This is a genomic window from Streptomyces desertarenae, assembly GCF_042681365.1.
GTDB classification, from domain to species: domain Bacteria; phylum Actinomycetota; class Actinomycetes; order Streptomycetales; family Streptomycetaceae; genus Streptomyces; species Streptomyces desertarenae.
Window position 1 is genome coordinate 1 of record NZ_JBHUFU010000013.1, and the last position, 25,869, is coordinate 25,869.

Consider the following 25,869-nt stretch of genomic DNA (forward strand, 5'->3'; position numbering starts at 1 on the left):
ACCCTCTCCCGCCGCACCGGATCGTTCCTGCTGATCGACCCCGCCGACGGCGCCACCCTCACCGCCGGCATGTCCGGAGACGCCTTCGCCGAGGCCGCGAAGGCGGCCAAGGCCGCCGCGGAGGGCGAGACGGAGGACGACGGATGGGACTTCTGACCGCGCGGGGCACCGCGGCGGCGCACGCCGCCGCGGCCGCCCTCCCCGGCGGCGCCTTCGACGCCTTCTCCACCTTCGACCTCACCGGCGGCCGCATCGGCAGCGGAGCCCGGGGCAGCGGGCAGGGCGGACTGGCGGGCCGCCGCCGATGACCCCCAGGACCCTGCCGCCGCACACCGCTCGGTTCGCCCGGCACATCCCGTACGTCCCGGCCGTTCACGCCGGCTCGCCCCTGCCGTAGCCGCCCGCCCAGGGTGGCGAACCACGAGAGGACCCGACCGTGTCCACCGATCTCGCCACCCCCGCCCCGGCCCCGTCCGCCACCGGCGCCGGGACCGGGCAGCACCGCCCGTACGCGGTGCGGCTCGACCGCGTCTCGAAGTCCTTCGGGTCCTCCCCGCTCACCCGCCAGCAGGTGCTGGACGACATCGGCCTGACCGTGGCGCCCGGCGAGTTCGTCTGCCTGCTGGGCGCCTCCGGCTGCGGCAAGTCCACCCTCCTGAACCTGGTGGCCGGGCTGGACCGGCCCACCTCCGGCGAGGTGCGGGTGCCGCACGGCCGCCCGGCGCTGATGTTCCAGGACCACGCGCTCTTCCCGTGGCTGAGCGCGGGCCGCAACGTCGAACTGGCCCTGAAGCTGGCCGGGGTGCCCAGGGCCGAGCGCCGCGAGCGCGCCGAGGAGCTGCTGCGCCTGGTGCGGCTGCCGGACGCCTACGGCAAACGGGTCCACCAGCTCTCCGGCGGGATGCGCCAGCGCGTGGCGCTGGCCCGCTCGCTGGCGCAGGGCAGCCGGGTGCTGCTGATGGACGAGCCGTTCGCCGCCCTGGACGCCATCACCCGCGACCTGCTCCACGAGGAGCTGACCCGGGTGTGGCGGGAGCGGGAGCTGACCGTCCTGTTCGTCACGCACAACGTGCGCGAGGCGGTGCGGCTCGGCCAGCGGGTGGTGCTGCTGTCCTCCCGGCCGGGCCGTGTGGCCCGCGAGTGGGAGGTCGGCATCCCCTACCCGCGCCGCATCGAGGACTCCGCCGTCACCTCCCTCGCCCGGGAGATCACCGGCCACCTGCACGAGGAGATCGTCCGCCATGCCCGCCACTGACACCGAGGACTCCCGCCGGGACCTCCCGCGGTCCGCGGGCGGTGCCGGAAGCGGCTCCGGCGGTCCCGAGGGCTCCGACGAGATGGCCTCCGGGCTGGACGCCCTGGAGTCCTCCCCGTCCGCGACGGCGGCCACCTCGCGCCGGGTGCTGGCCAAGACCGCGCCGCCGCTGGCCGCGCTCGCCCTGGTGCTGGTGCTGTGGCAGGTGGCGTACGCCCTGGAGTGGTCGGCCTCCCTGCCCTCCCCCGCCGCCGTCGGGGACGAGCTGGCCGGCGCCTGGTCGGACGGCACCCTGCTGCCCTCCCTCGGCCACAGCCTGCTGCGCTGCCTGCTCGGCTTCGCCGCCTCCGTGGCCGTGGGCGTCCCGCTGGGGCTGCTGCTGACCAGGGTGGCGCCGCTGCGCACGGTGCTGGGCCCGATCCTGTCGGCCGTGCAGTCCCTGCCCGCCGCCGCGCTGGTGCCGGTGGCGGTGATCGCGCTGGGCAACTCCGAGGGCGCGGTGTACGCCGTGGTGCTGCTGGGCGCGGTGCCGTCCATCGCCGTCGGGGTGACGGCCGCCGTGGACCAGGTGCCGCCGCTGCTGCTGCGCGCGGGCCGGTCGATGGGCGCCACCGGGGTGCGCGGCGCCGTGCACGTCCTGGTGCCCGCCGCCATGCCCGGCTTCGTGGCGGCACTGCGGCAGGGCTGGACCTTCGGCTGGCGCGCCCTGATGACGGCCGAGCTGATCACGGCGACCCCGCTGCCCGGCATCGGCCGGATGCTGGACGCCGGCCGGCAGGGCGGCGAGATGAGCCTGGTGCTGGCCTCGGTGGTGCTGATCCTGGCCGTCGGCGTGGCGGTGGAGTCCGCGCTGTTCTCCCCGGTGGAGCGCCGCGTGCTGCACGGCCGCGGGCTGGCCGCGGCCCGGAGGTGAACGGACCCGTGCGCCCCCTCCGCCCGCGCTCCCCCGCCGCGCCTCCCGCCGCCGACGGCCGGCCGGCCCTGCTGGTCGTCGCCCACGGCAGCCGCGATCCCCGCCACGCGGCGACCGTGGCCGCGCTGTGCGCGCGGTTGCGGCGGCTGCGGCCCGGACTGCGGGTGGCCACCGGCCACCTGGACTTCAACGCACCGTCCGTGCCCCAGGCCCTCGCCGGCCTCCACGAGGAGGGCGCGCGGCAGGTGGTGGCCCTCCCGCTGCTGCTCAACCGCGCCTTCCACGCCAAGACGGACATCCCCGGGGTGCTGGGCGAGGCGACCGCCCGGCTGCCGCGGCTGTCGGTGCGCCAGGCCGAGGTGCTGGGCCCGGACCCCCTGCTGACCGCGGCCCTGGAGCGGCGGCTGCGCCAGGCCGGGCTGCGGCCCGGCGACGAAGGCTCGACCGGGGTCGTCCTGGCCTCGGCGGGCTCCAGTGACCCGGAGGCGATCGCAGTGATCGCAGAAACCGCGCGGGAGTGGCGGCTCACCACCGGTTGGTGCGCCGTGCGGCCTGCGTTCGCCTCCGCATCCCTTCCCCGCACCGCCGACGCCGTCCGGCGGCTGCGCGCGGAGGGCGTACGGCGCGTGGCCGTGGCCCCGTACGTCATCGCGCCGGGCTTCCTGCCGGACCGCATCGCCGCCGGGGCCCGCGAGGCGGGTGCCGACCTGCTGGCCCCGGTGCTGGGCGACGCCGCGGAGCTGGCGGAGCTGATGGGGCGCCGCTACGACGAGGCGGCGCGGCGGTGGCCGGCGTACGGGGACGTGCCCGTCAGCGCGTGACCCGGCGCAGCCCCGCCTCGATCAGGCCGGCGGCGCGGCGGGTGCCGCCCTCGGCGGCCGTCTCCTCCCGGGGCCGCCCGGCCGGTGCGCCCGTTTCCCGTCCCGCCGGTCCGCCGCCCCGCCTCAGGAGACCGGCCGCGAGTCCGACCAGACCGACTCGAACTCCTCCCGGTACAGGTGGAACAGCCCCTGCTCGCCGTCCTCCCCCGCCGGGCCGCCCTGGACCAGGTCCCGCCCGCCGCCGCGCAGCACGAACACCGGGGCCTCCATGCCGCGGGTGCGGCGCAGGTACGACTGGACCACCGCGATGCCGTCCGGCCCGTCGCCGTCGACGAGGTAGGCGGTGAAGCGGGGGGTCTCGTCGAAGACGTGGATCTGGAAGGCGTCGGTGTCGCGCAGCCGGGCGCGGACCCGGCGCACGTGGAGGATGTTCGTCTCCACCGAGCGGCTCAGCTCGCCCTTCTTCAGGCCCAGCTCCCGCTCCCGGCGCCGCACCGCGCTGCTGGCCGGGTTGAGGAAGAGCAGCCGCACCCGGCAGCCGTCCTCGGCCAGCCGCACCAGCCGCCGGCCGGAGTAGTTCTGGACCAGGAGGTTGAGCCCTATGCCGATGGCGTCCAGGCGGCGCGCCCCGCCGAACAGGTCCTCGGCCGGGAGCTGGCGCTGGAGGCGCACCCGGTCGGGGTGGACGCCGACGACGTCGGCGAAGCGGTCCCCGACCAGCTCCTCCACCGCGTCCACGGGCAGCCGGTGGGCCGAGGGGACGTCCCGGCCGGCGCCCAGCAGGTCCAGCAGCCGGGCGGAGATCCGCTCGGCCTGGGCGAGCACGGCCGGGGTCAGCGCGCGGTTGCGCGCCACGGCGCTGCGGGCCACCTCCAGCTCGTCCAGCGCCAGCTCCAGCTCGCGCCGCCCCTCGAAGTAGGGCTCGAAGCAGGGCCAGTGCTGCACCACCAGCTCGCGCAGCTGGGGCAGGGTGAGGAAGGACAGCAGCGTGTCGTCGGCCGGGTCCAGGAGGTAGCCCTTGCGGCGGCTGACCTCCCGTACGGCCACGGCCCGCTGCACCCACTCCTGGCCGGCCGGGCCGGCCGCCGCCACGACCCACTCCTCGCCGTGCACCGGCTCGTAGACCGGCCGCAGCACCGCCGCGACGACCGCGCGCAGCCGCTGCTCGACGAGGTTCAGCCAGATGTACGCCCGCCCCGCGCGCTGGGCGCGCTGCCGCACCTCTGCCCAGTCGGCGGCGTCCCACGCCAGGTCCGCCCCGATCTCCAGGGGACGGGCCAGGGACACCGTGCCGGGGGGCGCTCCGGGCGGATCGGCGGCACCGTTCCCGCCCCCGCCGCCCTCACCTGGGGGGAGCTCAAGCCCTCCCGAGCTCACCTGTGCACCGCCTTCCGGACCCGCTGTTCGATCAAGGAGCCTACTGCCCTCTCCGGCGGGACCGCAGCAGTATGCCCCGACCAAGTTCCTTTCCCCGTACGCTCATCCGGGGGAAGACAGATGGTGTGTTCGCCCTCGGCGTCCCACCTGCACGAGATCCTGCGCAAGGATTCAGCGAAAACGGGTAACGGGTACAAGACCGCGACAGGAAGAGTCGACATGCAGGTCTGGCCGGGACGGGCCTATCCCCTCGGAGCCACGTACGACGGGGCAGGCACCAATTTCGCCGTGTTCTCGGAGGCGGCGGAGCGCATCGAGTTGTGTCTGCTGCACGACGACGGGTCGGAGACGGCCGTCGAGCTGCGCGAGTCCGACGCGTTCGTGCGGCACGCCTATCTGCCGGGCGTGATGCCCGGCCAGCGGTACGGCTTCCGTGTGCACGGGCCGTACGAACCGGAGAAGGGCAGGCGGTGCAACAGCGCCAAGCTGCTGCTCGATCCCTACGCCCGGGCGATGAGCGGGGCGATCGACTGGAACGAGGCGGTCTACGGCTACCACTTCGACGACCCCGAACGGCGCAACGACCTGGACTCGGCGCCGCACACCATGGCGTCGGTGGTGGTGAACCCCTACTTCGACTGGGGGGACGACCGGCCGCCGCGCACGGACTACCACCAGACGGTCATCTACGAGGCCCACGTCAAGGGCCTGACCATGCTCCACCCGGAGCTGCCGGAGGACCTGCGCGGCACCTACGCGGCGCTCGGCCATCCGGCGGTGATCGAGCACCTGACGAAGCTGGGCGTCACCGCGCTGGAGCTGATGCCGGTGCACCAGTTCGTCACCGACCACCGGCTGGCCGACGCGGGGCTGGCGAACTACTGGGGCTACAACACCATCGGCTTCTTCGCCCCGCACAACGCCTACGCCTCCTGGGGCGACCGGGGCCAGCAGGTGCTGGAGTTCAAGCAGGCCGTCAAGGCGCTCCACCAGGCCGGCATCGAGGTGATCCTCGACGTGGTCTACAACCACACCGCCGAGGGCAACCACCTGGGGCCCACGCTCTCCTTCCGGGGCCTGGACAACGTCTCGTACTACCGGCTGGCGGACGACCCCCGCTACTACATGGACACCACCGGCACCGGGAACTCGCTGCTGATGCGGTCCCCGCACGTCCTCCAGCTGATCATGGACTCGCTGCGCTACTGGGTCACCGAGATGCACGTGGACGGCTTCCGCTTCGACCTGGCGGCCACCCTGGCGCGCCAGTTCCACGAGGTGGACCGGCTGTCGTCCTTCTTCGACCTGGTCCAGCAGGACCCGGTGGTCAGCCAGGTGAAGCTGATCGCCGAGCCGTGGGACGTGGGCGAGGGCGGCTACCAGGTGGGGAACTTCCCGCCGCTGTGGACGGAGTGGAACGGCCGCTACCGGGACACCGTGCGGGACCTGTGGCGGGGCGAGCCGCGCACCCTGGCGGAGTTCGCCTCCCGGCTGACCGGCTCCTCCGACCTGTACCAGGACGACGGGCGGCGCCCGCTGGCCTCGATCAACTTCGTCACCTGCCACGACGGCTTCACCCTGCACGACCTGGTGTCGTACAACGAGAAGCACAACGAGGACAACGGCGAGGGCAACCGGGACGGCGAGAGCCACAACCGCTCGTGGAACTGCGGGGCGGAGGGCGACACCGACGACGAGGACGTCCTGGCGCTGCGGGGCCGGCAGATGCGCAACTTCATCGCCACCCTGCTGCTCTCCCAGGGCGTGCCGATGCTCAGCCACGGTGACGAGTTCGCCCGCACCCAGAAGGGCAACAACAACGCCTACTGCCAGGACAGCGAGCTGTCCTGGGTGCACTGGCCCGAGCCGGGCGAGAAGCACCCGCTGTGCGAGTTCGTGCAGGCCATGGTGGGGCTGCGCCGCGACCACCCGGCCTTCCGGCGGCGGCGCTTCTTCCACGGGCGCCCGGTGGAGGGCACCCACGACGAGCTGTCGGACATCGCCTGGTTCACGCCCGAGGGCGAGGAGATGACGCAGCGGGACTGGCAGGAGGCGCAGGCCAGGGCGCTGACGGTGTTCCTCAACGGCAACGCGATCTCCGAGCCGGGCGAGCGCGGCGAGCGGATCACCGACGACTCGTTCCTGCTGATGTTCAACGCCCAGCCGACGTCGCGCGAGTTCACCGTGCCGGCCGACCACGGCAGCCAGTGGCAGGTGGTGGTGGACACCGCCCGGGAGGACGGGGTGCCGCCCGGCACCGGTCCCATGGTGGCCGCCGGGTCCCGCATCACCCTGGTGGACCGCAGCCTGACGGTGCTCCAGCGGCCCGCCTGACCGGCCGCGGCGGGGGCGGCCGGGCCGCCCCCGCTCACCCGTCCGGCGCAGCCGCCGCGGGACCGGGGCCGCCCGCGTCGCCCGACAGGCGGCGGGTTCGGCGTCCCCGGGCCGGGAACATGCTGCTGTATGACCTCCCCGCCGCCCGCCGTGCCGACCGCCACCTACCGGCTCCAGCTCCAGCCGGGGTTCCCGTTCGCCGCCGCCGAGGAGGCGGTGCCCTACCTCGCCTCGCTCGGCGTCTCCCACCTGCACCTGTCGCCGGTGCTGGAGGCGTCCCCCGGCTCCGCGCACGGCTACGACGTGACCGGGCACGCCCGGGTCCGCGAGGAGCTGGGCGGCGAGGAGGGGCTGCGGTCGCTGGCGCGCGCCGCCCACGGGCACGGGATGGGGATCGTCGTCGACATCGTGCCCAACCACATGGGCGTCCCCGCTCCCGAGGACCTCAACAGGGCCCTGTGGGAGGTGCTGCGCGACGGCCCCTCCTCCCCCTACGCCCGCTGGTTCGACATCGACTGGGGGGCGGGCGGCGGCCGCGTGCTGCTGCCGGTGCTCGGCGGGCGGCTGGGCGAGGAGGTCGGGGCGATGTCGGTGCAGGGGGGCACCCTGGTCTACCACGACCACCGCTTCCCGCTGCGCGAGGGCACCGAGCACCTGCCGCTGCCCGAGCTGCTGGACGCCCAGCACTACCGGCTGGCCTGGTGGCGCCTGGCCCGCACCGAGCTGAACTACCGGCGGTTCTTCACCGTCTCCGAGCTGATCGGCGTCCGCGTGGAGGACCCGGAGGTCTTCGCCGCCACCCACGCGTGCGTGCTGCGGCTGATGCGGGAGGGCGTCGTCCAGGGCCTGCGCATCGACCACCCGGACGGGCTGGCCGATCCGGGAGGGTACCTGCTGCGGCTGGGCGAGCGGACCGGCGGCGCCTGGACGGTGGTGGAGAAGATCCTGGGGCCCGGCGAGCGGCTGCCGGTCTCCTGGCCGGTCTCCGGGACCACCGGCTACGACGCGCTCCACCACGTCGACGGGCTCTTCGTGGACCCGGCGGGCCTGGCGGAGCTGGCCGACCGCTACCGCCGCTTCACCGGTGCCGCCCCCGACGCCGGCGGCGCCTGGGAGCCGACGGAGCGGCGGGCCGCGCGGGAGGTCGTCACCCACGACCTGGCCGCCGAGGTCGAGCGCCTGACCCGCACGGCGGTGGCCGTGTGCGCGGCGGCGCCGGACCCGGCCCTGCGCGACCACGCCCCCTGGGCGCTGCGCACCGCGATCCGCGAGGTGCTCGTGCGCATCCCCGTCTACCGGCCGTACGTCACCGCGGGCGGCCCGGTGGGCGCGGAGGACCGGGCGATGCTGGAGGAGGCCGCCGAGGGTGCGCGGGAGGCGTTCCGCGTGCCGGAGGAGTCCGCCTCGGTGGACGTGGTGCGGGACCTGGCGCTGGGCCGGCTGGGCGACGGCGAGGCGCAGCGCGACTTCTGCGCGCGCTTCGCGCAGGTCTGCGCGGCGCTGCGGGCCAAGTCGCAGGAGGACACCGCCTTCTACCGCTACACGCCGCTGCTGTCGGCGAACGAGGTGGGCGGGGACCCGGGGCGGCCGCAGGTGGCGCCGGAGGAGTTCCACGCCTACTGCGCCCGCCTCCAGCGCGACTGGCCGGCCACCGGCACGGTGCTGTCCACCCACGACACCAAGCGGAGCGCGGACGTGCGGGCGGCGATCGCGGTGCTCAGCGAGTGCCCCGGGCGGTGGGCGGAGCTGCTGGAGCGGGTGACGGAGGAGACCTCGCGCACCGCCGGGGTGGAGGCGCCCGACCCCCATCTGGCGTGGGTGGCCTGGCAGACGGCGTACGGGATGGGCTTCCCGTACCAGGAGCGGCTGGTGCCCGCCCTGCTGAAGGCCGTGCGGGAGGCGGGCCTGCGCACCACCTGGACGGAGCGGGACGCGGCGTACGAGGAGGCCGTCGAGCGCTTCGCGGTGGCCGGCCCGGGCGGGCCTCCGCTGTACACCGTCGCGGAGTTCGCGCGGGAGGTGGCGGGGGCGGTGCGGGCCAACGTGCTCGGTGCGGCGCTGCTGCACCTGGCCATGCCGGGCGTGCCGGACGTCTACATGGGCAGCGAGCGCCTCCACGTCGCGCTGGTCGACCCCGACAACCGGCGGCTGCCGGAGTACCCGCCCTTCCGGCCGGGTGCGCCGGAGAGCGCCGAGGGGCGCGAGGAGGCGCCCGACGGACTGTCCGAGCGCCTGTCGGAGGAGAAGCTGCGGCTGACGGAGGCGGTGCTGCGGCTGCGGCGGGAGCACCCGGAGTGGTTCGGGGCGGGGGCGTCGTACGAGCCGCTGCGGGCCGGGGGGCCGGCGGCCGGGCACTGCGTGGCGTTCGTGCGCTCCGGGGCGGTCGCCGCGGTGGCCACCCGTCTGTCGCTGCGGCTGGCGGAGGCGGGCGGCTGGCGGGACACGGCGCTGGAACTGCCGCCGGGCCGGTGGCGGGAGGTGCTGGGCGGGCGGAAGTCGGAGGGGCGCACCGCCCTGGCGGAGCTGCTGGAGGACCGCCCCGTCGCCCTGCTGGTGCGGGACCCGCTGCCCGGCTGACGCCCCGGCGGGCGAGGGGCCGCGGGGGCGCGGCGGGGACGGGTCAGCGGCCGCTCAGGCGGAAGCCGACCCGCCCGAACCGCACGTGGTCCCCCGGACGCACGCCCACCGCCCCGGTCACCCGGCGGCCGTTGACCCAGGTGCCGTTGGCCGACCCCAGGTCGCGCAGCACCCATCCCCGGGCCGAGCTGTGGAGCTGGGCGTGCGTGCGGGAGACCGTCTCGTCGGTGAGCCGGAGCACCGAGCCGGGTGCCCGGCCGATGCTCATCGGGTGCGGTCCGGGCGGCGGCAGGAGGAGCTCCGGCAGCCGGGCCGTCTGCCAGGCCCGCCGCAGCCGCCCCGGCAGTGCCGAGAACGCGCCGACGGCCCGCAGGACCGCCGGCTCGGGCGGAGCGGGCCGCAGGTCGTGGACCGCGGCCTCGATCTCGGCGGAGCTGCGGGCGGTGAGGACGGCCTCCATCCGGCGCTCGAACGTGTGCTGCGAGACCCGGCCCTCGGCCGCGCCGTCGCGCAGCACCTCCATGGCACGCTCCCGGTCCTCGTCCGACGGGCGCGGCGATACCGCCCGGAACTCCAGAGATGCCATGACCGGTCATTCTCCGGGCCCCGGCCGGGGCTGTCCAGAGCGGGCGGGGCCGCGCACCGCGACCGGGACACGACCGGTACGCGGGAGGGGCCGCCCCCGCTCCCGCGGGCCCGTGCGGTGCCGGAGGCGGCGGGGTGCCGCGGCTCCGCCGGAAAACCCCTGGCCCCCGCCGTCCCGCCCGGCTACGGTGGCGCTCCGACGCCCCGCCGCAGAGGGAGGTGAGAGCCGTGCGCGCCGTCAGTACGCACATCCGTGTGCCCATCCGCGCCGCCATGCGCTCCCGCCCCGTCCGCCGGGCGTCGTCCACCTGAACGGGAGCGCGGCGGTCCACGTCTCCTCCCGGAGGAACCCCATGACCGGTCAGGTCGCCTTCCGCGCACTCGTCGAGGACGAGGCGCGGGAGTTGTTCGCCTCCCTGCCCGACCCCACCGCCGCCCTGCTCGGGCGCTCCCTGCTGGGCCGCCCCTACACCACCGTCGCCGAGGGCGGCGAGTACCGTCCCGAGTGGACCTGGGTGGCCCTGCGCGACGGCGGCGTCGTCGCGCGCGCCGCCTTCTGGGGCGGTCCCGACGACACCGGACCGGTCGTACTGGACTGGTTCGACTTCACCGACGCGGACGCCGCCGCGGAGCTGCTGCGCCGCGCCCCCTTCCGGTGCGAGTACGAGCTGATGCTGCCGCCCGACTGGCGGGAGCGGGAGGACGTGCGCGCCGCCGCCGAGGCCCGGATCGAGGCCGCCCGGGCGGCCGGGTACGCGCTCCTGGTGGAGCGCCACCGCTACCTGTGGACCCCGGAGTGCGGGCTGCCCGAGCGGCCCGGACGGCTGGAGTTCCGCCCGGTGCCCGACGGCGGGGAGGGCGACGGGGCCGTCTTGGACGCGCTGCGCCGCATCCACTCCGTCACCCTGGACGTGCACGCCCGCCGCGCGATCGCCGAGGGCGGCGTGGAGCAGGCGGCGCAGGAGGAGCTGGACTTCTTCCGCTGGTGTCCCTCGCCGCGCTCGTGGTGGCGGCTGGCGTACGCGCCCGGCGGCGCCCTGGTCGGCCTCCAGGTCCCGGCGCGCAACCCGTCCGGCCCCTGTGTGGGGTTCATCGGCGTGGTGCCCGAGCAGCGCGGCCACGGGTACGCCTACGACCTGCTGGTGGAGTGCACCCACCAGCTCGTCGCCGAGGGGGCCGACCGCATCGCGGCGGCCACCGACGTGACCAACACGCCCATGGCCGCGCACTTCTCCCGGGCCGGCTACCCCGTGGTGCAGCGCCGCGTCTGCATGGGCTGACGTCCGGTCGGGGGCGGGCCGGCATCCGGTCGGGGGCGGGCTGAAACCCCTCGAAACGGGCATGCTGGGCCTGATGCGCCGTCGGCCGGAGGAGGGCACCAGTGCTGTTCGAGGTGTGGGCACCCCAAGCGCGACGGGTCGCGCTGCACGTGGAGGGCGAGGAGCACCCCATGGAGCGCGACCCGGAGCGCGGAGGGTGGTGGCGGGCCGAGGCGTCCGCCGCGCACGGGACCCGCTACGGCTTCTCGCTCGACGGCGGGCCCGTCCTCCCCGACCCGCGTGCGCGCCGGCTGCCCGCGGGCCCCGACGGCCCGGCGGCGGTGGTGGACCCCGGCGCGCACGTCTGGCGGCACGAGTGGGCCGGACGGGGGCTCGCGGGCGCGGTGCTCTACGAACTGCACGTGGGCACCTTCACCCGCGAGGGCACCTTCGACGCGGCGGCCGAGCGGCTGGGCCACCTGGCCGGCCTGGGCGTCACCCACGTGGAGCTGATGCCGGTCTGCCCGTTCCCGGGCGTCCACGGCTGGGGCTACGACGGGGTGGCACCCTGGGCGGTGCACGAGCCGTACGGCGGGCCCGAGGGCCTGCGGCGCTTCGTGGACGCCGCGCACGGCCACGGGCTGGGCGTGGTGCTCGACGTGGTCCACAACCACCTGGGGCCGTCGGGCAACCGGCTGCCGGAGTTCGGCCCGTACTTCACCGACCGCCACCACACCCCGTGGGGCGCGGCCGTCAACCTGGACGCGCCCGGCTCGGACGAGGTGCGGGCCTACTTCGCCGGCAGCGCACTGGCCTTCCTGCGCGACTACCGGCTGGACGGGCTGCGCCTGGACGCGGTGCACGCGCTGGTGGACGAGCGGGCCGAGCACTTCCTGGCCGAGCTGTCGGCCGCCGTGGACGCCTTGGCGCGGGAGCTGGGGCGGCCGCTGTTCCTGATCGCCGAGTCCGACCGCAACGACCCGCGCACCACCGCCCCGCGCGAGGCGAACGGGCTGGGGGTCCACGCGCAGTGGGACGACGACGTCCACCACGCCCTGCACACCGCCCTGACCGGCGAGGCGCAGGGCTACTACGCCGACTTCGCCCGCGCCCCGCTGGCGGCCCTGGCCAAGACGCTGACCGGCGCGTTCTTCCACGACGGCACCTACTCGTCCTTCCGGGGGCGCCGCCACGGCCGCCCGGTGGACCGCGCCGCCACCGGGACCCACCGCTTCGTCGCCTACGCGCAGACCCACGACCAGATCGGCAACCGGGCGCAGGGGGATCGGCTGGCCGCCCACCTCTCCCCCGGGCTCGCGGCGTGCGCGGCGGCGCTGGTGCTGTGCGGGCCGTACACGCCGATGCTGTTCATGGGCGAGGAGTGGGGGGCGCGCACCCCCTGGCAGTACTTCACCGACCATCCCGACCCCGAGCTGGCGGAGGCCGTCCGCCGGGGCCGGCGGCGGGAGTTCGCCGAGCACGGCTGGGCGGCCGAGGACATCCCCGACCCCCAGGACCCGGCCACCCGGCTGCGCTCCTGCCTGGACTGGGACGAGCCGCACCGCGAGCCGCACGCCGCCCTGCTGGCCTGGCACCGCGCGCTGATCGCGCTGCGCCGCGCCCACGTCCCGCCCCGGGCGCGGCTGGCGGACGTGCACGTCTCCTTCGACGAGGAGCGGCGCTGGCTGTACCTGCGCCACGGCGGGCTGCACGTCGCGGTGAACCTGGCCGGGGAGGGCACGGCGGAGATCCCGCTGACGGTGCACACGGCCGCCGAGCTGGCCTCCTGGGGCGCGTGCGAGGCGCCGGAGGGCGACGGGCTGCTGCGCCTGGGGCCGCACTCGGCGGCGGTGCTGCGGTAGGGGCGGCGGGGCGGGCCCCGCCGGTCCGCCGCCCGGCTCGTCAGCCCTCCAGGGCCATCCGTATGCCGAGGGCCACCAGGACGCAGCCGGAGACCTGCTCCAGGCGGCGGCGCACCGCCGCGCGGTCGACCAGCCGCCGCATCCGGTCCACGCCCCACACGTAGCAGGCGTAGTAGCCGGTCTCGAAGACCGCCCACAGCGCGGCCAGCGCCACCATCGAGGGAAGCTGGGGCGCCCCGGCGGGGACGAACTGCGGCAGGAAGGAGAGGGCGAACACCGCCGCCTTGGGGTTGGCGAGGTTGAGCGCGAGCCCGGCCCGGTAGGACCGCCGCAGCGGGCCGGCCGCCGCGGCGTCCCCGCCGGCGGGCGCCGCTTCCGCCCCGTCCTCGCGCTCCCCGCCCGCGCGCTCCCCGTCCGCGGTCTTCAGGCGCCGCGCCGCACGCAGCGCCTGGACGCCGAAGGCGACCAGCACCACCGCGCCCGCCACGCGCATCGCGTCGTAGGCGAGCCGGGAGGCGGTCAGCAGGGCGGTGAGGCCGAAGGCGGCCACCAGGCCCCAGACGAAGACCCCGGTCTCGTTGCCGAGCACCGTGGCCATGCCGTGGCGCCGGCCGGCCAGCGAGCGGCGGATGATCAGTACGGTGCTCGGTCCCGGCGACGCGGCGATCAGCAGGCAGGCGCCCAGGAACGGCAGCAGTGTCTGGTGCATGACCGCCATGATCCGCCCTGCCGGGCGCGGCGGGCCGGCGGGTTCCCCCTGCCCCGGCCGCCGCCCCGGGGAGCCCGGACGCGCGGGGAGCCCGGACGCGCGGGGAGCCGGGGCCCGTCCGGCCCCGGCCCCCCGCGCCCGCCCTCAGGCCCGGTCCTCCTCGGGGACCAGCCGCAGCGAGATGGAGTTGATGCAGTAGCGCTCGTCCGTCGGCGTCGGGTAGCCCTCGCCGCGGAAGACGTGGCCCAGGTGGGAGCCGCAGCGCGCACAGCGGACCTCGGTGCGGACCATGCCGTGGGAGCGGTCCTCCAGCAGTTCGACCGCCGAGGAGTCGGCCGGGTCGAAGAAGCTGGGCCAGCCGCAGTGGGACTCGAACTTCGTGTCGGAGCGGAACAGCTCGGCCCCGCAGGCGCGGCACTCGTAGACGCCGGCCGCCTTGGTGTGGTTGTACTCGCCGGTGAAGGCGGGTTCGGTGCCCGCCTCGCGCAGTACGTGGTACTCGGCGGGGCTGAGCTCCTGCCGCCACTGCTCCTCGGTCTTGTCGATCTCGTACCCCATGGTGCCTCCTCAGTTCGCCGGGCGGTCCGCCAGGCGGTCCAGGACGACCGCGCCGAGCTCGGTGACGTCGCCCGCCCCCATGGTCAGAACGAGGTCGCCGGGCTCGGCCATTCCCGCCACCAGGGCGGCGGCCGCCGCCCTGTCGGACTCGTGCCGCACGTCCGCGCCCGCGGCGCGGGCGGCGTCGGTGATGACGGCGCTGGTCACCCCGGGGATCGGGTCCTCGCGGGCCGGGTAGATGTCCAGCACGACCGAGGCGTCGGCCAGGGCCAGGGCCTGCCCCATCTCGGTACCCAGCTCCCGGGTGCGGCTGAACAGGTGCGGCTGGAAGAGGACCAGCACCCGGCCGCCGCCGGCGGCGCCCGAGATGGCCTCCAGGTCGGCGGCCATCTCGGTGGGGTGGTGGGCGTAGGAGTCGATGACCCGCACGCCGCGCGCCTCGCCCTTGGGCTGGAGGCGGCGGTTGACGCCGGTGTAGGAGGCGAGCGCGGCGGCCAGCCCGCCGGCCGGGACGCCCAGGGCCGCCCCGGCGGCGAGCGCGGCGACGGCGTTGTGGGCGTAGTGGCGGCCGGGGACGGAGACGGTGAAGGACGTCTCCGTGCCGTCCATCGAGACGGTGACCTCGCTGCTCAGCCCCTGCGGGACGGTCTTCAGGACGCGCACGTCGGCGTCGTCGGCCTCGCCGTAGGTGACGATCCGCAGGTCGCGGCCCTCCCCGGCGGCGCCGGCGCGGACGCGGGCGGTCAGCTCGCGGGCGCCGCCGTGGTCGGCGGAGACCACCAGGGTGCCGCCGGGGCGGATCCGCCGCACGAAGGTCTCGAACGACTCGTGGATCTCCTCCAGCGAGGCGTAGTTGGCGTGGTGGTCCAGCTCCACGTTGAGGACGATCGCGACCTCGGGGGCGTACTTGTGGAAGCTGCGGTCGCTCTCGTCGGCCTCGGCGACGAAGATCTCGCCGCCGCCGTGGCGGGCGTTGGTGCCGGGGCCGTCCAGGTCGCCGCCGATCGCGTACGAGGGGTCCAGGCCCATCGTGCCCAGCGCGACGGCGAGCATGGAGGTGGTGGTGGTCTTGCCGTGGGTGCCGGCCACGGCGATCGGCCGCAGGCCGTCCATGAGGGCCGCCAGGGCGTCGGAGCGGTGGACGACGGGCACGCCGCGCTCGCGGGCGGCGGCCAGCTCGGGGTTGTCCTCGCGGATGGCGCTGGAGACCACGACGGCGGTGGCGTCCGCGGCCAGGTGCGCCGCGTCGTGGCCGACGTGGACGGTCGCGCCGAGGGCGCGCAGCGCCTCGGTGGTGGCGGACTCCCGCGCGTCGCTGCCCGCGACCTCCGCGCCGCGCTGGGCGAGGATCTTCGCGATACCGGACATCCCGGCCCCGCCGATGCCGATGAAGTGGGGCCGTTCCATCGCGGGCGGCAGGGCGGGCGCCATGCGGTTTCCTTTCGGACGGGTCCTCGGGGCTCGGGCCCGGAGGGTCTTCGTGCTTGCCGGTGCGGTGTGCGCGCCCGCGGTGCGCGTCCCGGGCGGGGCGCCGGAGCCGGGCCGTGCCGGGCCGCGGGACCGCGCCGCGTGGTGCGGGACGCCCGCCGTGGGGGCGCGGCCCCAGCCTATGCGAGCGGGCCGGGCGCCCGCAGTCGGCGCCGCCGTGCCCGGGCGCCGCGGGAGGGGCGCCCGCAGTCGGCGCCGCCTCCCTCGCGCCCGCCGCCCGGGCCCGGCCTCACTCCCCGTGCGCGAAGAGCTTGAGCACCGGGACGCCGACCCTGTGGCGGGCCCGGGAGGCCCAGTCGCGGTGGAAGAACTCCTCGACCAGGTGCGGCGCCGTCAGCACGATCACCTCGTCGGCGCCGGTCTCGCGGACGACGGAGGTGAGCAGGTCGAGCGGGTGGTCCTGGACGATCTGGCCGACGGCCTCCGCCCCCGCCGCGCGCAGCGCCTCCAGGGAGTGCTCCAGGGCCCGCTCGGCCGGGGAGACCGGTCCGCCGCCCTCCTCCTCCCCCCGTCCGGCGGCCTCGCGCACTGCGTCGTCGAGCTCGCCCAGGGCCACGTCGTCCAGGGCGCGCAGCAACCGGTCCTGGTCGCCGCGGGGCTGCATCAGCACCACGAACGAGACGGACTCCTCACCGTGGAGCGTCGTGACGAGCTCCACGTCGGTGGGCACCAGCGGCTTCTCGATCATCAACACGGACGTGAACACGGCAGGTGCCCTTCCTCCTGGCGGGTCCGCCGACCCCTGTGGAAACCGACCCGCCCCGCACATGCGGGGCTGCGTATTTCACTCTGCGTATCTCATTTTGTGCATGTCACACCTTCTTGGCCCGAGCAAACGGTTTCAGTCATCCGGTCGCCGCCGTTCCGGCACGCCGGTAGCGCGTGAAGAGGAAGCCGTCCTCCTCCAGGAGCGAGATCAGCTCGTACTCGGCGGGCACCGCCAGGCCGGGACCGGCGACGATCCGTGACGCATTTCCGACGGTGATCCGGGGGGAGACCGTCAGGCACAGCTCGTCCAGGACGCCGGCCGCCGCGAACTGACCCAGCAGCCGGGGCCCGCCCTCGGTGAGCAGCCGGGTGTGGCCGTGCCGGGCCAGCACGCCCGGCACCCGTGCCGGGTCCACCCCGGTGCCCTCGCCCGCGTGCACCACGACCGCGCCCGCCGCGCGCGCCGCCGCCTGCCGGTCGGCCGGGGCCGCGGCACCGGTGAGGACCAGGGTGGGCACCAGCGGTTCGGTGAACAGCGGGAGGGAGAAGTCCAGGTCCAGCCCGGCGCTGACGACCGCGACGGCCGGGGCCGGGCCCTGTCCGGCCGCCGCGCGCCGGGCGGCGAACGCCTCGCGGGCGCGGGCGGGCCGGTACCCCTCCTGGCGTACCGTTTCAGCACCGACGACCACGGCGTCCGCCAGCGCCCGCAGCACCCCGAAGACCCGCATGTCGGCGTCCGAGGAGAGCGGCTGCGAGCGGCCCTGGTGGTGGGCGGCGCCGTCGAGCGAGGCGACCATGTTGCCGCGCAGCCAGGGCACCGGCCCGCCGGGGGCATCCGGGCCCGCCGCCGCGGGGTAGGCGTAGGCGTCGGCGAGCTCCTCCAGCGGCCACGGGGGGCCGGAGGGGCCCACGGTGCGGGCGGGCGGCGCCGGCTCCCCCGCCGGCCCGGCCGCCGCGGCGGCGGAGTCGGTCGTACAAGCGGGGGCGGTGGCGGCGTCCCCGGAGGGCGCCGGCTGGGGGAACAGGCGTCGCATACGGCGCAGTGTGGCACGGCTCACCGGCGCGTTCTCCACCCCGCCACGCCCCGTAGAGTGAGAAGGGTGTCCTCCTCCACTGCCTCGAAGCGCCCGATAGTCGACGGGAGCCGGCCGCTGTCGCTGTGCGCCCGCGAGCCGCACGTCCCCGCCGACCGGCTGGTGGCGGAGATGGTGCCCCCGCCCCGCTTCGACTCGGTCCGCTTCGACACCTACCTCCCCGACCCCGCCCAGCCCAGCCAGACCGAGGCCGTGAGGGTGCTGGAGGAGTTCGCGGCCGGGCTCGGCGACGGGCCCGCGGACGGCGCCGGGGGCGGCATCCGGCGCTGGTTCCGCCGCGGCGGCGGGAGCACGGGCCGCGCGGCGTCCGCCGGACCGCGCGGGGTGTACCTCGACGGCGGCTACGGCGTCGGCAAGACCCACCTGCTGGCCTCCCTGTGGCATGCCGCCGAGGCCCCGCCCGAGCGCAAGGCGTTCGGCACCTTCGTGGAGCTGACCAACCTGGTGGGCGCGCTCGGCTTCCAGCAGACGGTGGCCACGCTCGGCGGGCACCGGCTGCTGTGCATCGACGAGTTCGAGCTGGACGACCCCGGCGACACCGTGCTGGTCTCCACCCTGCTGGGCCGGCTGGTGGAGCAGGGCGTGGCGCTGGCGGCCACCTCCAACACCCTGCCCGGAAGGCTGGGTGAGGGCCGGTTCGCCGCCGCCGACTTCCTGCGCGAGATCCAGGGGCTGTCGGCGCACTTCCGCACGCTGCGCATCGACGGCGAGGACTACCGGCACCGCGGGCTGCCCGAGGCCCCGCCGCCCAGCGACGACGCGACGGTGACCCGGGTGGCGCACACCGTCCCCGGGGCCTCCCTCGACCACTTCCCCTCCCTCCTCGACCACCTCTCCCGCGTCCACCCCAGCCGCTACGGCGCGCTGTGCGACGGCGTGGAGGCGGTCTGCCTCACGGATGTCCGGCCGGTGCCGGACCAGTCCACCGCGCTGCGCCTGGTCGTCCTCGCCGACCGGCTCTACGACCGCGAGGTGCCGGTGCTCGCCTCCGGCGTGCCCTTCGACGCCCTGTTCGGGAAGGACATGCTCGAGGGCGGGTACCGCAAGAAGTACTTCCGGGCGATCTCCCGGCTCACCGCGCTCGCGCGCGACGCGCGCCGGCTGGCCGACGCCTGACGGACGGGGCCTGACGGACAGGGCCCTTCCGGCACCGGGAGCGCGTGCGGCGGCCGCCTCCGCCGTACGCCGGGCGGGTCGCGCGGTGCGGCGCACCGGGTCGCGCCTGGTTCCCGCCGGCCGGGCGCCGTGGTAGACCGTCCGGGACATCGTCCTGTCCGCCAGCAGGGAGTCGCCGTATGTCCGCAACGCGACGTCACGTCCTGGGGAGCGCCGGTGCCGTGGGGGCCGGCATCGTCTTCGCGGGAGCCGTCTCCGAACTGTTCACCGGCGCCGGGGCCGCCCGCGCCGCCGCGGGCGGATGGGGCGGCCACGGCCCCCTCGTCCCCGACCCCGACGGCCTGCTGGACCTGCCGAAAGGTTTCCGCTACCGGGTGCTCTCCCGCGAGGGCGACCCGATGCGCTCCGGCGAGGGCCCGGTGCCCAGCCGCCACGACGGCATGGCCGCCCTGCCCGGCCCCGGGGCCGGGCGCGTCCGGCTGGTCCGCAACCACGAGAACAGGCCGGACGGCGGCACGTACCGCGTCCCGGCCGTCGAGGGCCTGACGTACGACCCCGAGGGCCGGGGCGGCTGCACCCTGCTGGAGCTCGACCGGGACGGCGGGGTGCTGGACGAACGGGTCGGCCTCGCGGGCACCGCCGTGAACTGCGCGGGCGGCCCCACCCCCTGGGGCACCTGGCTGACCTGCGAGGAGACCGAGGACAGGGCCGGCACGAACGGGTACGCCAAGGACCACGGCTTCGTCTTCGAGGTCGGTTTCCGGCCGGACCACCGCACCGTCCCCGAACCGCTCACCGCGATGGGCCGCTTCCAGCACGAGGCGGTCGCCGTCGACCCGCGCACCGGCGTCGTCTACGAGACCGAGGACGCCTTCGACCACCCCTTCGGTCTCTTCTACCGCTTCCTGCCGGACCGGCCCCGCGGCGGTTTCGGCTCACTGCGGGCGGGCGGGCGGCTGGAGGCCATGCGGGTGCCGGGCGTACCGGACCTGTCGGCCGTCCTGGAGCCGGGCACCTGCTTCGACGGCGTCACGTGGGTGCCGGTGCCCGATCCGCAGGCGCGGCGGACGCCCATCCGCTTCCAGGACTTCGGCCGGGGCGGGATCACGCACGCGCAGAAGCTGGAGGGCTGCTACTGGGGCAGGGAGTCGGTGTACTTCGTCTCCAGCTACGCCCGCAGCTTTGAGGGGTCGGCCTCCGACCACTCCGGCCAGGTGTGGCGGTACGACCCGCGCGACCGCCGGCTGACGCTGGTGGTGGTCTTCGGCCCGGACACCGCCGTGGAACTGCCCGGCGAGGCGCCGGACAACATCTGCCTGGCTCCCGGCGGCGGCCTGATGGTCTGCGAGGACGGCGGGGGCGCCCAGCACGTGTTCGGCGTCGACCGCCGCGGCGGGGTCCACGCCGTGGCGCGCAACGCCCAGAACACCGGCACGCCCGAGGAGCCCCAGTACGGCGAGTTCGCGGGCGTGACCTTCTCGCCCGACGGGCGCACCCTGTACGTCAACTGCTACGACCCGGGGACCACGTTCGCCGTCACCGGGCCCTGGCGGCGCTGAGGGCCCGTCACCCCGACCGGTGGTGCCGGGTAGCCCGACGAGAGCAGCGCGCCGAGCGGCCGCACCGGATCCCCGTTACGTTCCGATCATGACCGTCTCCGTGCGCCGTACCACCGTTTCCCTGACCGCCCTCGCCCTGGTCACCGCCGCGGTGGCGGGTTGCGCCGGCCCGGGTGGGGACACCACCCGGGCCGGCTCGTCCCCGGCCGCGGCCTCCCCCTCCGGCGGTTCCCCCGCCCCGTCGGGCCCCTCGGCCTCCGGCGTCCCGGACGGCGAGGGGCCCTCCTCCGGGTACGCCGTGCTGCCCCCCTCCAACGGCGGCCGCGTCGCCGTCTTCCGCCACGGCCCGCGCACGGAGGAGGCCCCGAACGGCCGGGACGACGGCGGGAGCGGAGAGCGGACGGAGCGGGGGAACCGCGAGGAGCGGGAGAAGAACGACGACCGGGGCGACAGGGTGGTGGCCCTCACCTTCGACGCGGCCATGTCGCCCGAGGACGCGAAGCGCGCCGCGGGGACGGAGAAGACGGAGAAGACCGAAAAGGCCGAGGAAGCCGAGAAGGCCGAGAAGACGGAGGCGACCGAGAAGGCCGGCGGGGAGGAGGAGCGGGACGGGCAGCCGCGGAAGGCGGCGGCCCGCCACGACAACCCGGCGCTGCTGGCGACCCTGCGCCGCGAGAAGGTGCCCGCCACCGTCTTCATGAGCGGCGTGTGGGCCCGCGCCCACCGGGAGCAGGCGGCCGCCGTCGGCCGCGACCGGCTGTTCGAGGTCGGCAGCCTCTCCTACTCCCACCACCCCTTCACCCGCGACTGCGCCGGACTGGAGGGCCTTCCCGTCCTCGCCCCGGACAAGCAGCCCGGTGACGTCCGCAAGGGCCTGGAGGCCGTCCGCGAGGCGGGGGTGGAGGATCCCACCCCCTACTTCCGCTTCCCCGGCGGCTGCTTCGACGACCGGGCCCGCAGGGCGGTCGCGCCGGCCGGGGTGACGGCGGTGGCGGGTGACGTGGTCGCGCCGGACGCCGGGGCGACCGACGCCGGGGAGGTCGCCGACCGGGTGCTGTCGCAGGTCAGGCCGGGCTCCGTGGTGGTCATGCACTGGAACCGCGAGAAGGCCCCCGTCACGGAGAAGGCCGTCCGCCGGATCGTCCCGGAGCTGCGGGAGCGCGGCTACCGCCTCGTGCGCGTCTCGGAGATGATCGCGGCGGCCATGGGCCGCGGCTGACCCCGGGGACCGGTCCGGGGCGGCGGGGCCGGCCCGCGGACGCGGTCACGCCGTCACGAGCAGGCGCAGGAGAAGCGCTCGGCCTCCTGCCACTCGCACACCGGGCACAGCGTCGCCCCGCGCGTGTGCGCCGGGTACTCCGTCGGCTCGCCGCACATCACGCAGGCGGCGCGCTCCCCGCTCCCCCCGGGCCCGGTCCGCTCGCCGCCGGCGGGGGCGGCGGTGAGCTCGGGAGAGGTCCAGCCGGATACGAACTCCATGCCCCCGAGGCTACTCCCCACCGGCCGGGCCCGGCTCCGGCCGGCCGCGGCGGCCGCCCCCGATCAGCCGCGGCGGGCGGCCGCCGCACAGGCCGCCGCCACCGCCGCGGCGGCCACCACCACCGCCGCCGCGCACGGCAGCAGCGGTGGCGCGACGGTGGCGGTGCGGGACCCCTCCACCAGGGCGGCCGCCGCGGCGTTGGCGGGCGAGACGGGGGCCACCAGGGCCGCCACCGAGCCGAGCACCGCCGCGGGCACCGCCCGGCCCGCCCCGCGCAGCAGGGGCCGGCTGCACAGCGCGCCGACGGCCGTGCCCAGCAGCGCGCAGGCGAACGCCGCCGCCAGCCCGGCGGCGACGGCGGGCGGCAGCGGCACGGGGGTGGTCCGGTCGCCGCCGTGCGGGTCGCCGACCGCGGCCACCAGTGCCGCGCCGGCGGTCCCCAGGGCCGTCGAGGCGAGCAGCGCGGCCAGCACGGACGCCAGGTGGACGGCGACCGGTCCGGCCACCGCCGCTGCGCACCAGCGGGCGGCGCCCGGCTCCCCGGTGACGCACACCCGGGTCAGCCAGGCGGCGACGGGCAGCAGCACGGCGGCGGCGTAGCCGAGCGAGTCCAGAACCGGTTCCCCGCCCCGGACGCCGATCAGGAGGGCGGCCGTGTACAGCAGCAGCGGCGGCAGCCAGCGGCGCGAGCGCAGCAGCAGGGCCGTCTGGTAGCACACCAGGGCCGGCAGCGCCGGGACGGCTCCGGCCCGCGGTGTCCGCGCACGGCCCCCGGCGGCCGCGGCGGCGGTCGTGGCGGTCCGCTCCTTCCCGGCCCTCATCGGCCCTCGCTCCCGGTCCGGCTCCCGCCCGGCCCACCGCCCGCCGGCTCACCCGCCCCGCCGTCCGCCGGCGGGCCGCCCACCGACCGGACGTGCCAGGGAGGACGGGCGGTCAGCAGCGCGCGCAGCAGCGCGTCGGAGCACGCGGACGCCACCGTCAGCCGCAGCCCGCCCTCCGGCGCGGGGCCGCGGTCCGGGCGTCCCGGCAGGTCGTCCGGCAGCGCGGCGCCGGGCGGTCCCACCACCTCCACGACGGTGCGCGGCCCGGCCGCGGCGCAGGCGGCGCCCGCACCGCCTCCCGCCGGGCCCGCGGCGGGCACCAGGCCGCCGTCCTCGACCCGGTACGCGGCGTCCTGCGCGCCCGCCAGCCGGCGCGGGTCGTGGTCGACGAAGACGACCGTGCAGCCGTCCGCCACACGCTCGGCGACCACCCGGTCCAGTTCGGCGCCCGCCCGGTGGTCCAGACCCGTCCACGCCTCGTCCAGCACCAGCAGGTCCGGGTCGGCGAGCAGGGCCTGGGCGACGGCGACCTTCTGGCAGCCGCCCTTGGAGAGTTCGGCCAGCGGCACGTCGGCCGTTCCTGCCGCGCCGAAGCGCTCCAGCCAGTGTCCGGCGGCGGTGGCGGCGGGCCCGCGCCGCAGCCCCTGGATGCGCCCCAGGTGCGTGAGATAGCCGAGCGCGGTGAACGGCAGCGCGCCGGGGAAGCGCTCGGGGACGTACGCGGTGCGCGGGCGGCCGGTGATCCGGCCCGCACCGGGCGCGTCGATCCCCGCGATCAGTCTCAGGAGCGTGGACTTGCCGCCGCCGTTGGCGCCGTCGATCCGCACCAGGGTCCCCGGGCGCAGCTCCAGGTCCACGCCGCGCAGCACCCATGGTCCGCCGACGCGGTACCGGCGGCCGACTCCGTGCAGTCTCATACCGGCCGACCCTAGCCACCTTCCGGGCGCCCCGTCCCGGCCCCGGCGGACGGGAGTCGCCCCCAGCGGAGCGGGTGGCGGCGGGGCGGCTGGCAGAATGGCTTCGTGCCCGGCTCCGACACCACCGCCCCCACCGGCCCCTCCGCGCACACGGCGGCCCACCGCGACGCCGCGCCGCAGTTCGTGCTGCCGCTCGTCGTGCGGATCGAGCGCTCCGCTCCCCCGGGTCCGCCGGCCCGGACCGACGCCCTGCAGACGGCGGCGCGCGCCGTCCTCGTCCTGCTCTCGGACGCGCGGGTGGTGCGCGAGGAGGGCGAGTGGCACCAGGCGGTGCGCGACTGGCAGGACGGGCGCATCCGCAAGGTGGTGCGCCGGGCGCGGGGCGCGGAGTGGCGCCGGGCGTGCGCCCTGCCGGGCATCACCGTGACCGGGGACGGGAGCACCGGGCGCGAGGGCCGCGGGGGCGAGGGCTCCGGGGGCGGCGGGCGGCACCCGGCCGAGGTGCGGGTCTTCCCGCCCGTGCCGCTGGACGGCTGGCCGAAGGAGCTGGCCCGCCTCCAGGTCTCCGGCACCGACCTGGACGACCCCGCGCCACCCGCCGCGCCCGCGTCGGACGTCCCCGTGCTGTGGCTCAACCCGGAGCTGGAGATGTCCGCGGGCAAGGCGATGGCCCAGGCCGGCCACGGCGCCCAGCTGGCCTGGTGGGAGCTGGACGACGGGGCCCGCGCCGCCTGGCGGGCGGCGGGCTTCCCCCTGGCCGTCCGCACCGCGCCGCCCGGCGACTGGGAGCGCCTGACGTCGGCGGGGCTGCCGGTGGTGCGCGACGCGGGCTACACCGAGATCGCCCCGGGCTCGGCCACCGTCGTGGCCGACCACCCGGCGCTGCGCCGCTCCCGCCCGGCCGCCCGCGGCTGACGGGCGCGGCTGACGGGCCGCCGCCCCGGAGCCGCCCCCTCCGGGAAGGGGAAGCTCAAATGAACCTCTGAACCGGCCGGCCGGCGGTTGGCGGGCCCCGCGGGCGGAGAAGACACTGCCACGGGGAGGAGCCGTCGGACGGGGGGCGGGCATGGCACGGCTGGGCACGGGCATCGGCTGGCGTCCGGAGATCGCCGGGGAGATCGAGGCGCTGCCGGAGGTCGAGTGGGTCGAGGTGGTGGCGGAGAACGTCTGCCCCGACCACCTTCCTCCGGCGCTGGAGCGGCTGCTGGACCGCGGCGTCACGGTGGTGCCGCACGGGGTGGGGCTCGGGCTGGGGGGCGCGCAGCGGCCCGACCCCGGCCGGCTGGCGGCACTGGCGCGGCGGGCCGAGGCGCTGGGCGCGCCGCTGGCCACCGAGCACATCGCCTTCGTGCGAGCTGGGGGGCCGCCGACGGGCACGCCGGTCCTGGAGGCCGGGCACCTGCTGCCGGTGCCGCGCTCCCGCGACGCGCTGGAGGTGCTCTGCGAGAACGTCATGATCGCCCAGGACGCGCTGCCGGTGCCGCTCGCCCTGGAGAACGTCGCCGCCCTCTTCGGCTGGCCCGACGACGAGCTGACGGAAGGGCAGTTCCTCACCGAGCTGGTGGACCGCACGGGCGTGGGGCTGCTGGTCGACGTCGCCAACCTCCACACCAACCGCGTCAACCGCGGCGAGGACCCGCTGGCCGTCCTGGACGCCCTGCCCCTGGAGGCCCTGGCGTACGTCCACGTGGCGGGCGGTGTGGAGCGGGACGGCGTGTGGCACGACAGCCACGCCCACCCGGTGGCCGAGCCGGTGCTGGAGCTGCTGGCGCAGCTGTGCTCGCGCACCTCGCCGCCCGGGGTGCTGCTGGAGCGCGACGACGACTTCCCGCCCGCCGGGGAATTGGCGGCCGAACTGTTCGCGATCCGCGAGGTGTACGAGGCGTCCGCTCCCGCGCGGAGGGGAGGCACCCGTGTCTGACCGGGTCGGGGACGGCACCGGGGAGGGCGCCGGAGACTGCACCGACGCGGCCCGCCGCCGCCTCGCCCGGGCCCAGGCCGAACTGCTGGCGGCGCTGGTGGCGGACGGCCCCGCGCCCGCCGGCTTCGACCGCGACCGGCTGCGCGTCCAGGCCCGGGCGCTGGCCGCCAAGCGGGCCTCGGTCGTCGCCAGGATCGCGCCCGAGCTGCCGCGCCTCCTGGGCGGCCGCTACCGGCCCGCCTACCTCGCCTACGCCCGCGGACGCCCCCTGGCCGGCGGGTACCGCCCGGACGCCATGCGCTTCGTCGCCCACCTGCTGGAGACCGACCACTCCCTGTCCCGCTCCGAGCGGCGGCGGCTGCGCCGCTGGTACCGGGCACGCTCCGGCGAGGCTCCTCGGGGGTGGGGCCTCGCCGGTCTGCGGGCGCTCCTCGCCCGCCCCCTCCGCCTCCTCCTCCCGCCGCGCCGCGCGGCGCGGGAGGAGGCCGCGCCCACAAGCTGAGGCCGCTGCCTGC

At 76.6% G+C, this 25,869-nt stretch carries 22 protein-coding genes and 1 pseudogene; 13 read left to right on the top strand and 10 right to left on the bottom strand.

Annotated features, from left to right (window positions below):
* Positions 1-143 precede the first annotated feature (143 nt).
* The 4 genes from ACFSJS_RS20735 (at position 144) to ACFSJS_RS20750 (ending at position 2,989) form a co-directional block, all read left to right on the top strand.
* Positions 144-308, top strand: a complete 165-nt coding sequence (locus ACFSJS_RS20735) for a hypothetical protein (RefSeq protein WP_380902895.1) — start codon at positions 144-146, stop codon at positions 306-308.
* A 128-nt stretch (positions 309-436) separates the two neighbouring features.
* The gene (locus ACFSJS_RS20740; protein WP_380902601.1) at positions 437-1,255 is read left to right on the top strand and encodes an ABC transporter ATP-binding protein; all 819 of its coding nucleotides are present in this window, start codon (positions 437-439) and stop codon (positions 1,253-1,255) included.
* Positions 1,242-2,168 (top strand): ABC transporter permease, encoded by a 927-nt coding sequence (locus ACFSJS_RS20745; protein WP_380902603.1) that lies wholly within the window; start codon positions 1,242-1,244, stop codon positions 2,166-2,168. Before ACFSJS_RS20740 ends, ACFSJS_RS20745 begins: the two co-directional genes overlap by 14 nt.
* Before the next feature lie 8 nt (positions 2,169-2,176).
* A complete protein-coding gene (locus tag ACFSJS_RS20750) occupies positions 2,177-2,989 on the top strand; it encodes a sirohydrochlorin chelatase (RefSeq protein ID WP_380902605.1) in 813 nt (270 codons plus the stop codon).
* 123 nt (positions 2,990-3,112) lie between these two features.
* On the opposite strand, the gene ACFSJS_RS20755 is transcribed toward ACFSJS_RS20750, so the two are convergent.
* Positions 3,113-4,366 (bottom strand): SAV2148 family HEPN domain-containing protein, encoded by a 1,254-nt coding sequence (locus ACFSJS_RS20755; protein WP_380902607.1) that lies wholly within the window; start codon positions 4,364-4,366, stop codon positions 3,113-3,115.
* A 219-nt stretch (positions 4,367-4,585) separates the two neighbouring features.
* On the opposite strand from ACFSJS_RS20755, the gene glgX reads away from it, so the two are divergent.
* Both glgX and treY read left to right on the top strand, forming a co-directional pair.
* Complete coding sequence (gene glgX, locus ACFSJS_RS20760; RefSeq protein ID WP_380902609.1) at positions 4,586-6,700, top strand: glycogen debranching protein GlgX; 2,115 nt, start codon at positions 4,586-4,588, stop codon at positions 6,698-6,700.
* A 129-nt stretch (positions 6,701-6,829) separates the two neighbouring features.
* Positions 6,830-9,277: a malto-oligosyltrehalose synthase gene (gene treY / locus ACFSJS_RS20765; protein WP_380902611.1), complete on the top strand. Its 2,448-nt coding sequence runs from the start codon at positions 6,830-6,832 to the stop codon at positions 9,275-9,277.
* Positions 9,278-9,320: 43 nt separating this feature from the next.
* On the opposite strand, the gene ACFSJS_RS20770 is transcribed toward treY, so the two are convergent.
* Complete coding sequence (locus tag ACFSJS_RS20770) at positions 9,321-9,863, bottom strand: FHA domain-containing protein (protein WP_380902613.1); 543 nt, start codon at positions 9,861-9,863, stop codon at positions 9,321-9,323.
* A gap of 352 nt (positions 9,864-10,215) precedes the next feature.
* Between ACFSJS_RS20770 and ACFSJS_RS20775 the strand changes: the two genes are divergently transcribed.
* Together ACFSJS_RS20775 and treZ are read left to right on the top strand one after the other, a co-directional pair.
* Entirely contained in the window at positions 10,216-11,142 is a 927-nt protein-coding gene (locus ACFSJS_RS20775; RefSeq protein ID WP_380902615.1) for a GNAT family N-acetyltransferase, read from the top strand.
* Between the two features lie 101 nt (positions 11,143-11,243).
* Positions 11,244-12,983 (top strand): malto-oligosyltrehalose trehalohydrolase, encoded by a 1,740-nt coding sequence (gene treZ, locus ACFSJS_RS20780; RefSeq protein ID WP_380902617.1) that lies wholly within the window; start codon positions 11,244-11,246, stop codon positions 12,981-12,983.
* 40 nt (positions 12,984-13,023) lie between these two features.
* Here treZ and ACFSJS_RS20785 read toward each other — a convergent pair whose 3' ends face one another.
* The 5 genes from ACFSJS_RS20785 to ACFSJS_RS20805 all read right to left on the bottom strand — a co-directional run bounded on the left by ACFSJS_RS20785 (position 13,024) and on the right by ACFSJS_RS20805 (position 17,480).
* The gene (locus tag ACFSJS_RS20785) at positions 13,024-13,692 is read right to left on the bottom strand and encodes a LysE family translocator (protein WP_380902619.1); all 669 of its coding nucleotides are present in this window, start codon (positions 13,690-13,692) and stop codon (positions 13,024-13,026) included.
* Positions 13,693-13,836: 144 nt separating this feature from the next.
* Positions 13,837-14,250: a peptide-methionine (R)-S-oxide reductase MsrB gene (gene msrB, locus ACFSJS_RS20790; RefSeq protein ID WP_380902621.1), complete on the bottom strand. Its 414-nt coding sequence runs from the start codon at positions 14,248-14,250 to the stop codon at positions 13,837-13,839.
* Positions 14,251-14,259: 9 nt separating this feature from the next.
* Complete coding sequence (gene murC / locus ACFSJS_RS20795) at positions 14,260-15,681, bottom strand: UDP-N-acetylmuramate--L-alanine ligase (RefSeq protein ID WP_380902623.1); 1,422 nt, start codon at positions 15,679-15,681, stop codon at positions 14,260-14,262.
* A gap of 286 nt (positions 15,682-15,967) precedes the next feature.
* Positions 15,968-16,444, bottom strand: a complete 477-nt coding sequence (locus ACFSJS_RS20800) for an indole-3-glycerol phosphate synthase (RefSeq protein ID WP_380902625.1) — start codon at positions 16,442-16,444, stop codon at positions 15,968-15,970.
* A 139-nt stretch (positions 16,445-16,583) separates the two neighbouring features.
* The gene (locus ACFSJS_RS20805) at positions 16,584-17,480 is read right to left on the bottom strand and encodes a dihydrofolate reductase family protein (RefSeq protein ID WP_380902627.1); all 897 of its coding nucleotides are present in this window, start codon (positions 17,478-17,480) and stop codon (positions 16,584-16,586) included.
* 66 nt (positions 17,481-17,546) lie between these two features.
* Between ACFSJS_RS20805 and zapE the strand changes: the two genes are divergently transcribed.
* From zapE to ACFSJS_RS20820, 3 genes are all read left to right on the top strand, one after another.
* Positions 17,547-18,656, top strand: a complete 1,110-nt coding sequence (gene zapE / locus ACFSJS_RS20810; protein ID WP_380902629.1) for a cell division protein ZapE — start codon at positions 17,547-17,549, stop codon at positions 18,654-18,656.
* A 179-nt stretch (positions 18,657-18,835) separates the two neighbouring features.
* Positions 18,836-20,215, top strand: a complete 1,380-nt coding sequence (locus ACFSJS_RS20815) for an alkaline phosphatase PhoX (RefSeq protein WP_380902631.1) — start codon at positions 18,836-18,838, stop codon at positions 20,213-20,215.
* Positions 20,216-20,303: 88 nt separating this feature from the next.
* A complete protein-coding gene (locus tag ACFSJS_RS20820) occupies positions 20,304-21,434 on the top strand; it encodes a polysaccharide deacetylase family protein (RefSeq protein ID WP_380902633.1) in 1,131 nt (376 codons plus the stop codon).
* Positions 21,435-21,487: 53 nt separating this feature from the next.
* Here ACFSJS_RS20820 and ACFSJS_RS20825 read toward each other — a convergent pair whose 3' ends face one another.
* The 3 genes from ACFSJS_RS20825 to ACFSJS_RS20835 all read right to left on the bottom strand — a co-directional run bounded on the left by ACFSJS_RS20825 (position 21,488) and on the right by ACFSJS_RS20835 (position 23,433).
* A complete protein-coding gene (locus tag ACFSJS_RS20825; protein ID WP_380902635.1) occupies positions 21,488-21,694 on the bottom strand; it encodes a hypothetical protein in 207 nt (68 codons plus the stop codon).
* Positions 21,695-21,757: 63 nt separating this feature from the next.
* Positions 21,758-22,426: an ABC transporter gene (locus ACFSJS_RS20830; protein ID WP_380902883.1), complete on the bottom strand. Its 669-nt coding sequence runs from the start codon at positions 22,424-22,426 to the stop codon at positions 21,758-21,760.
* Between the two features lie 86 nt (positions 22,427-22,512).
* Positions 22,513-23,433: an ABC transporter ATP-binding protein gene (locus ACFSJS_RS20835; protein ID WP_380902637.1), complete on the bottom strand. Its 921-nt coding sequence runs from the start codon at positions 23,431-23,433 to the stop codon at positions 22,513-22,515.
* Positions 23,434-23,538: 105 nt separating this feature from the next.
* On the opposite strand from ACFSJS_RS20835, the gene ACFSJS_RS20840 reads away from it, so the two are divergent.
* A complete protein-coding gene (locus ACFSJS_RS20840; RefSeq protein WP_380902639.1) occupies positions 23,539-24,348 on the top strand; it encodes a peptidyl-tRNA hydrolase in 810 nt (269 codons plus the stop codon).
* A gap of 151 nt (positions 24,349-24,499) precedes the next feature.
* Positions 24,500-25,856 (top strand): annotated as a pseudogene (locus ACFSJS_RS20845) (MbnB/TglH/ChrH family RiPP precursor modification enzyme).
* Positions 25,857-25,869 lie beyond the last annotated feature (13 nt).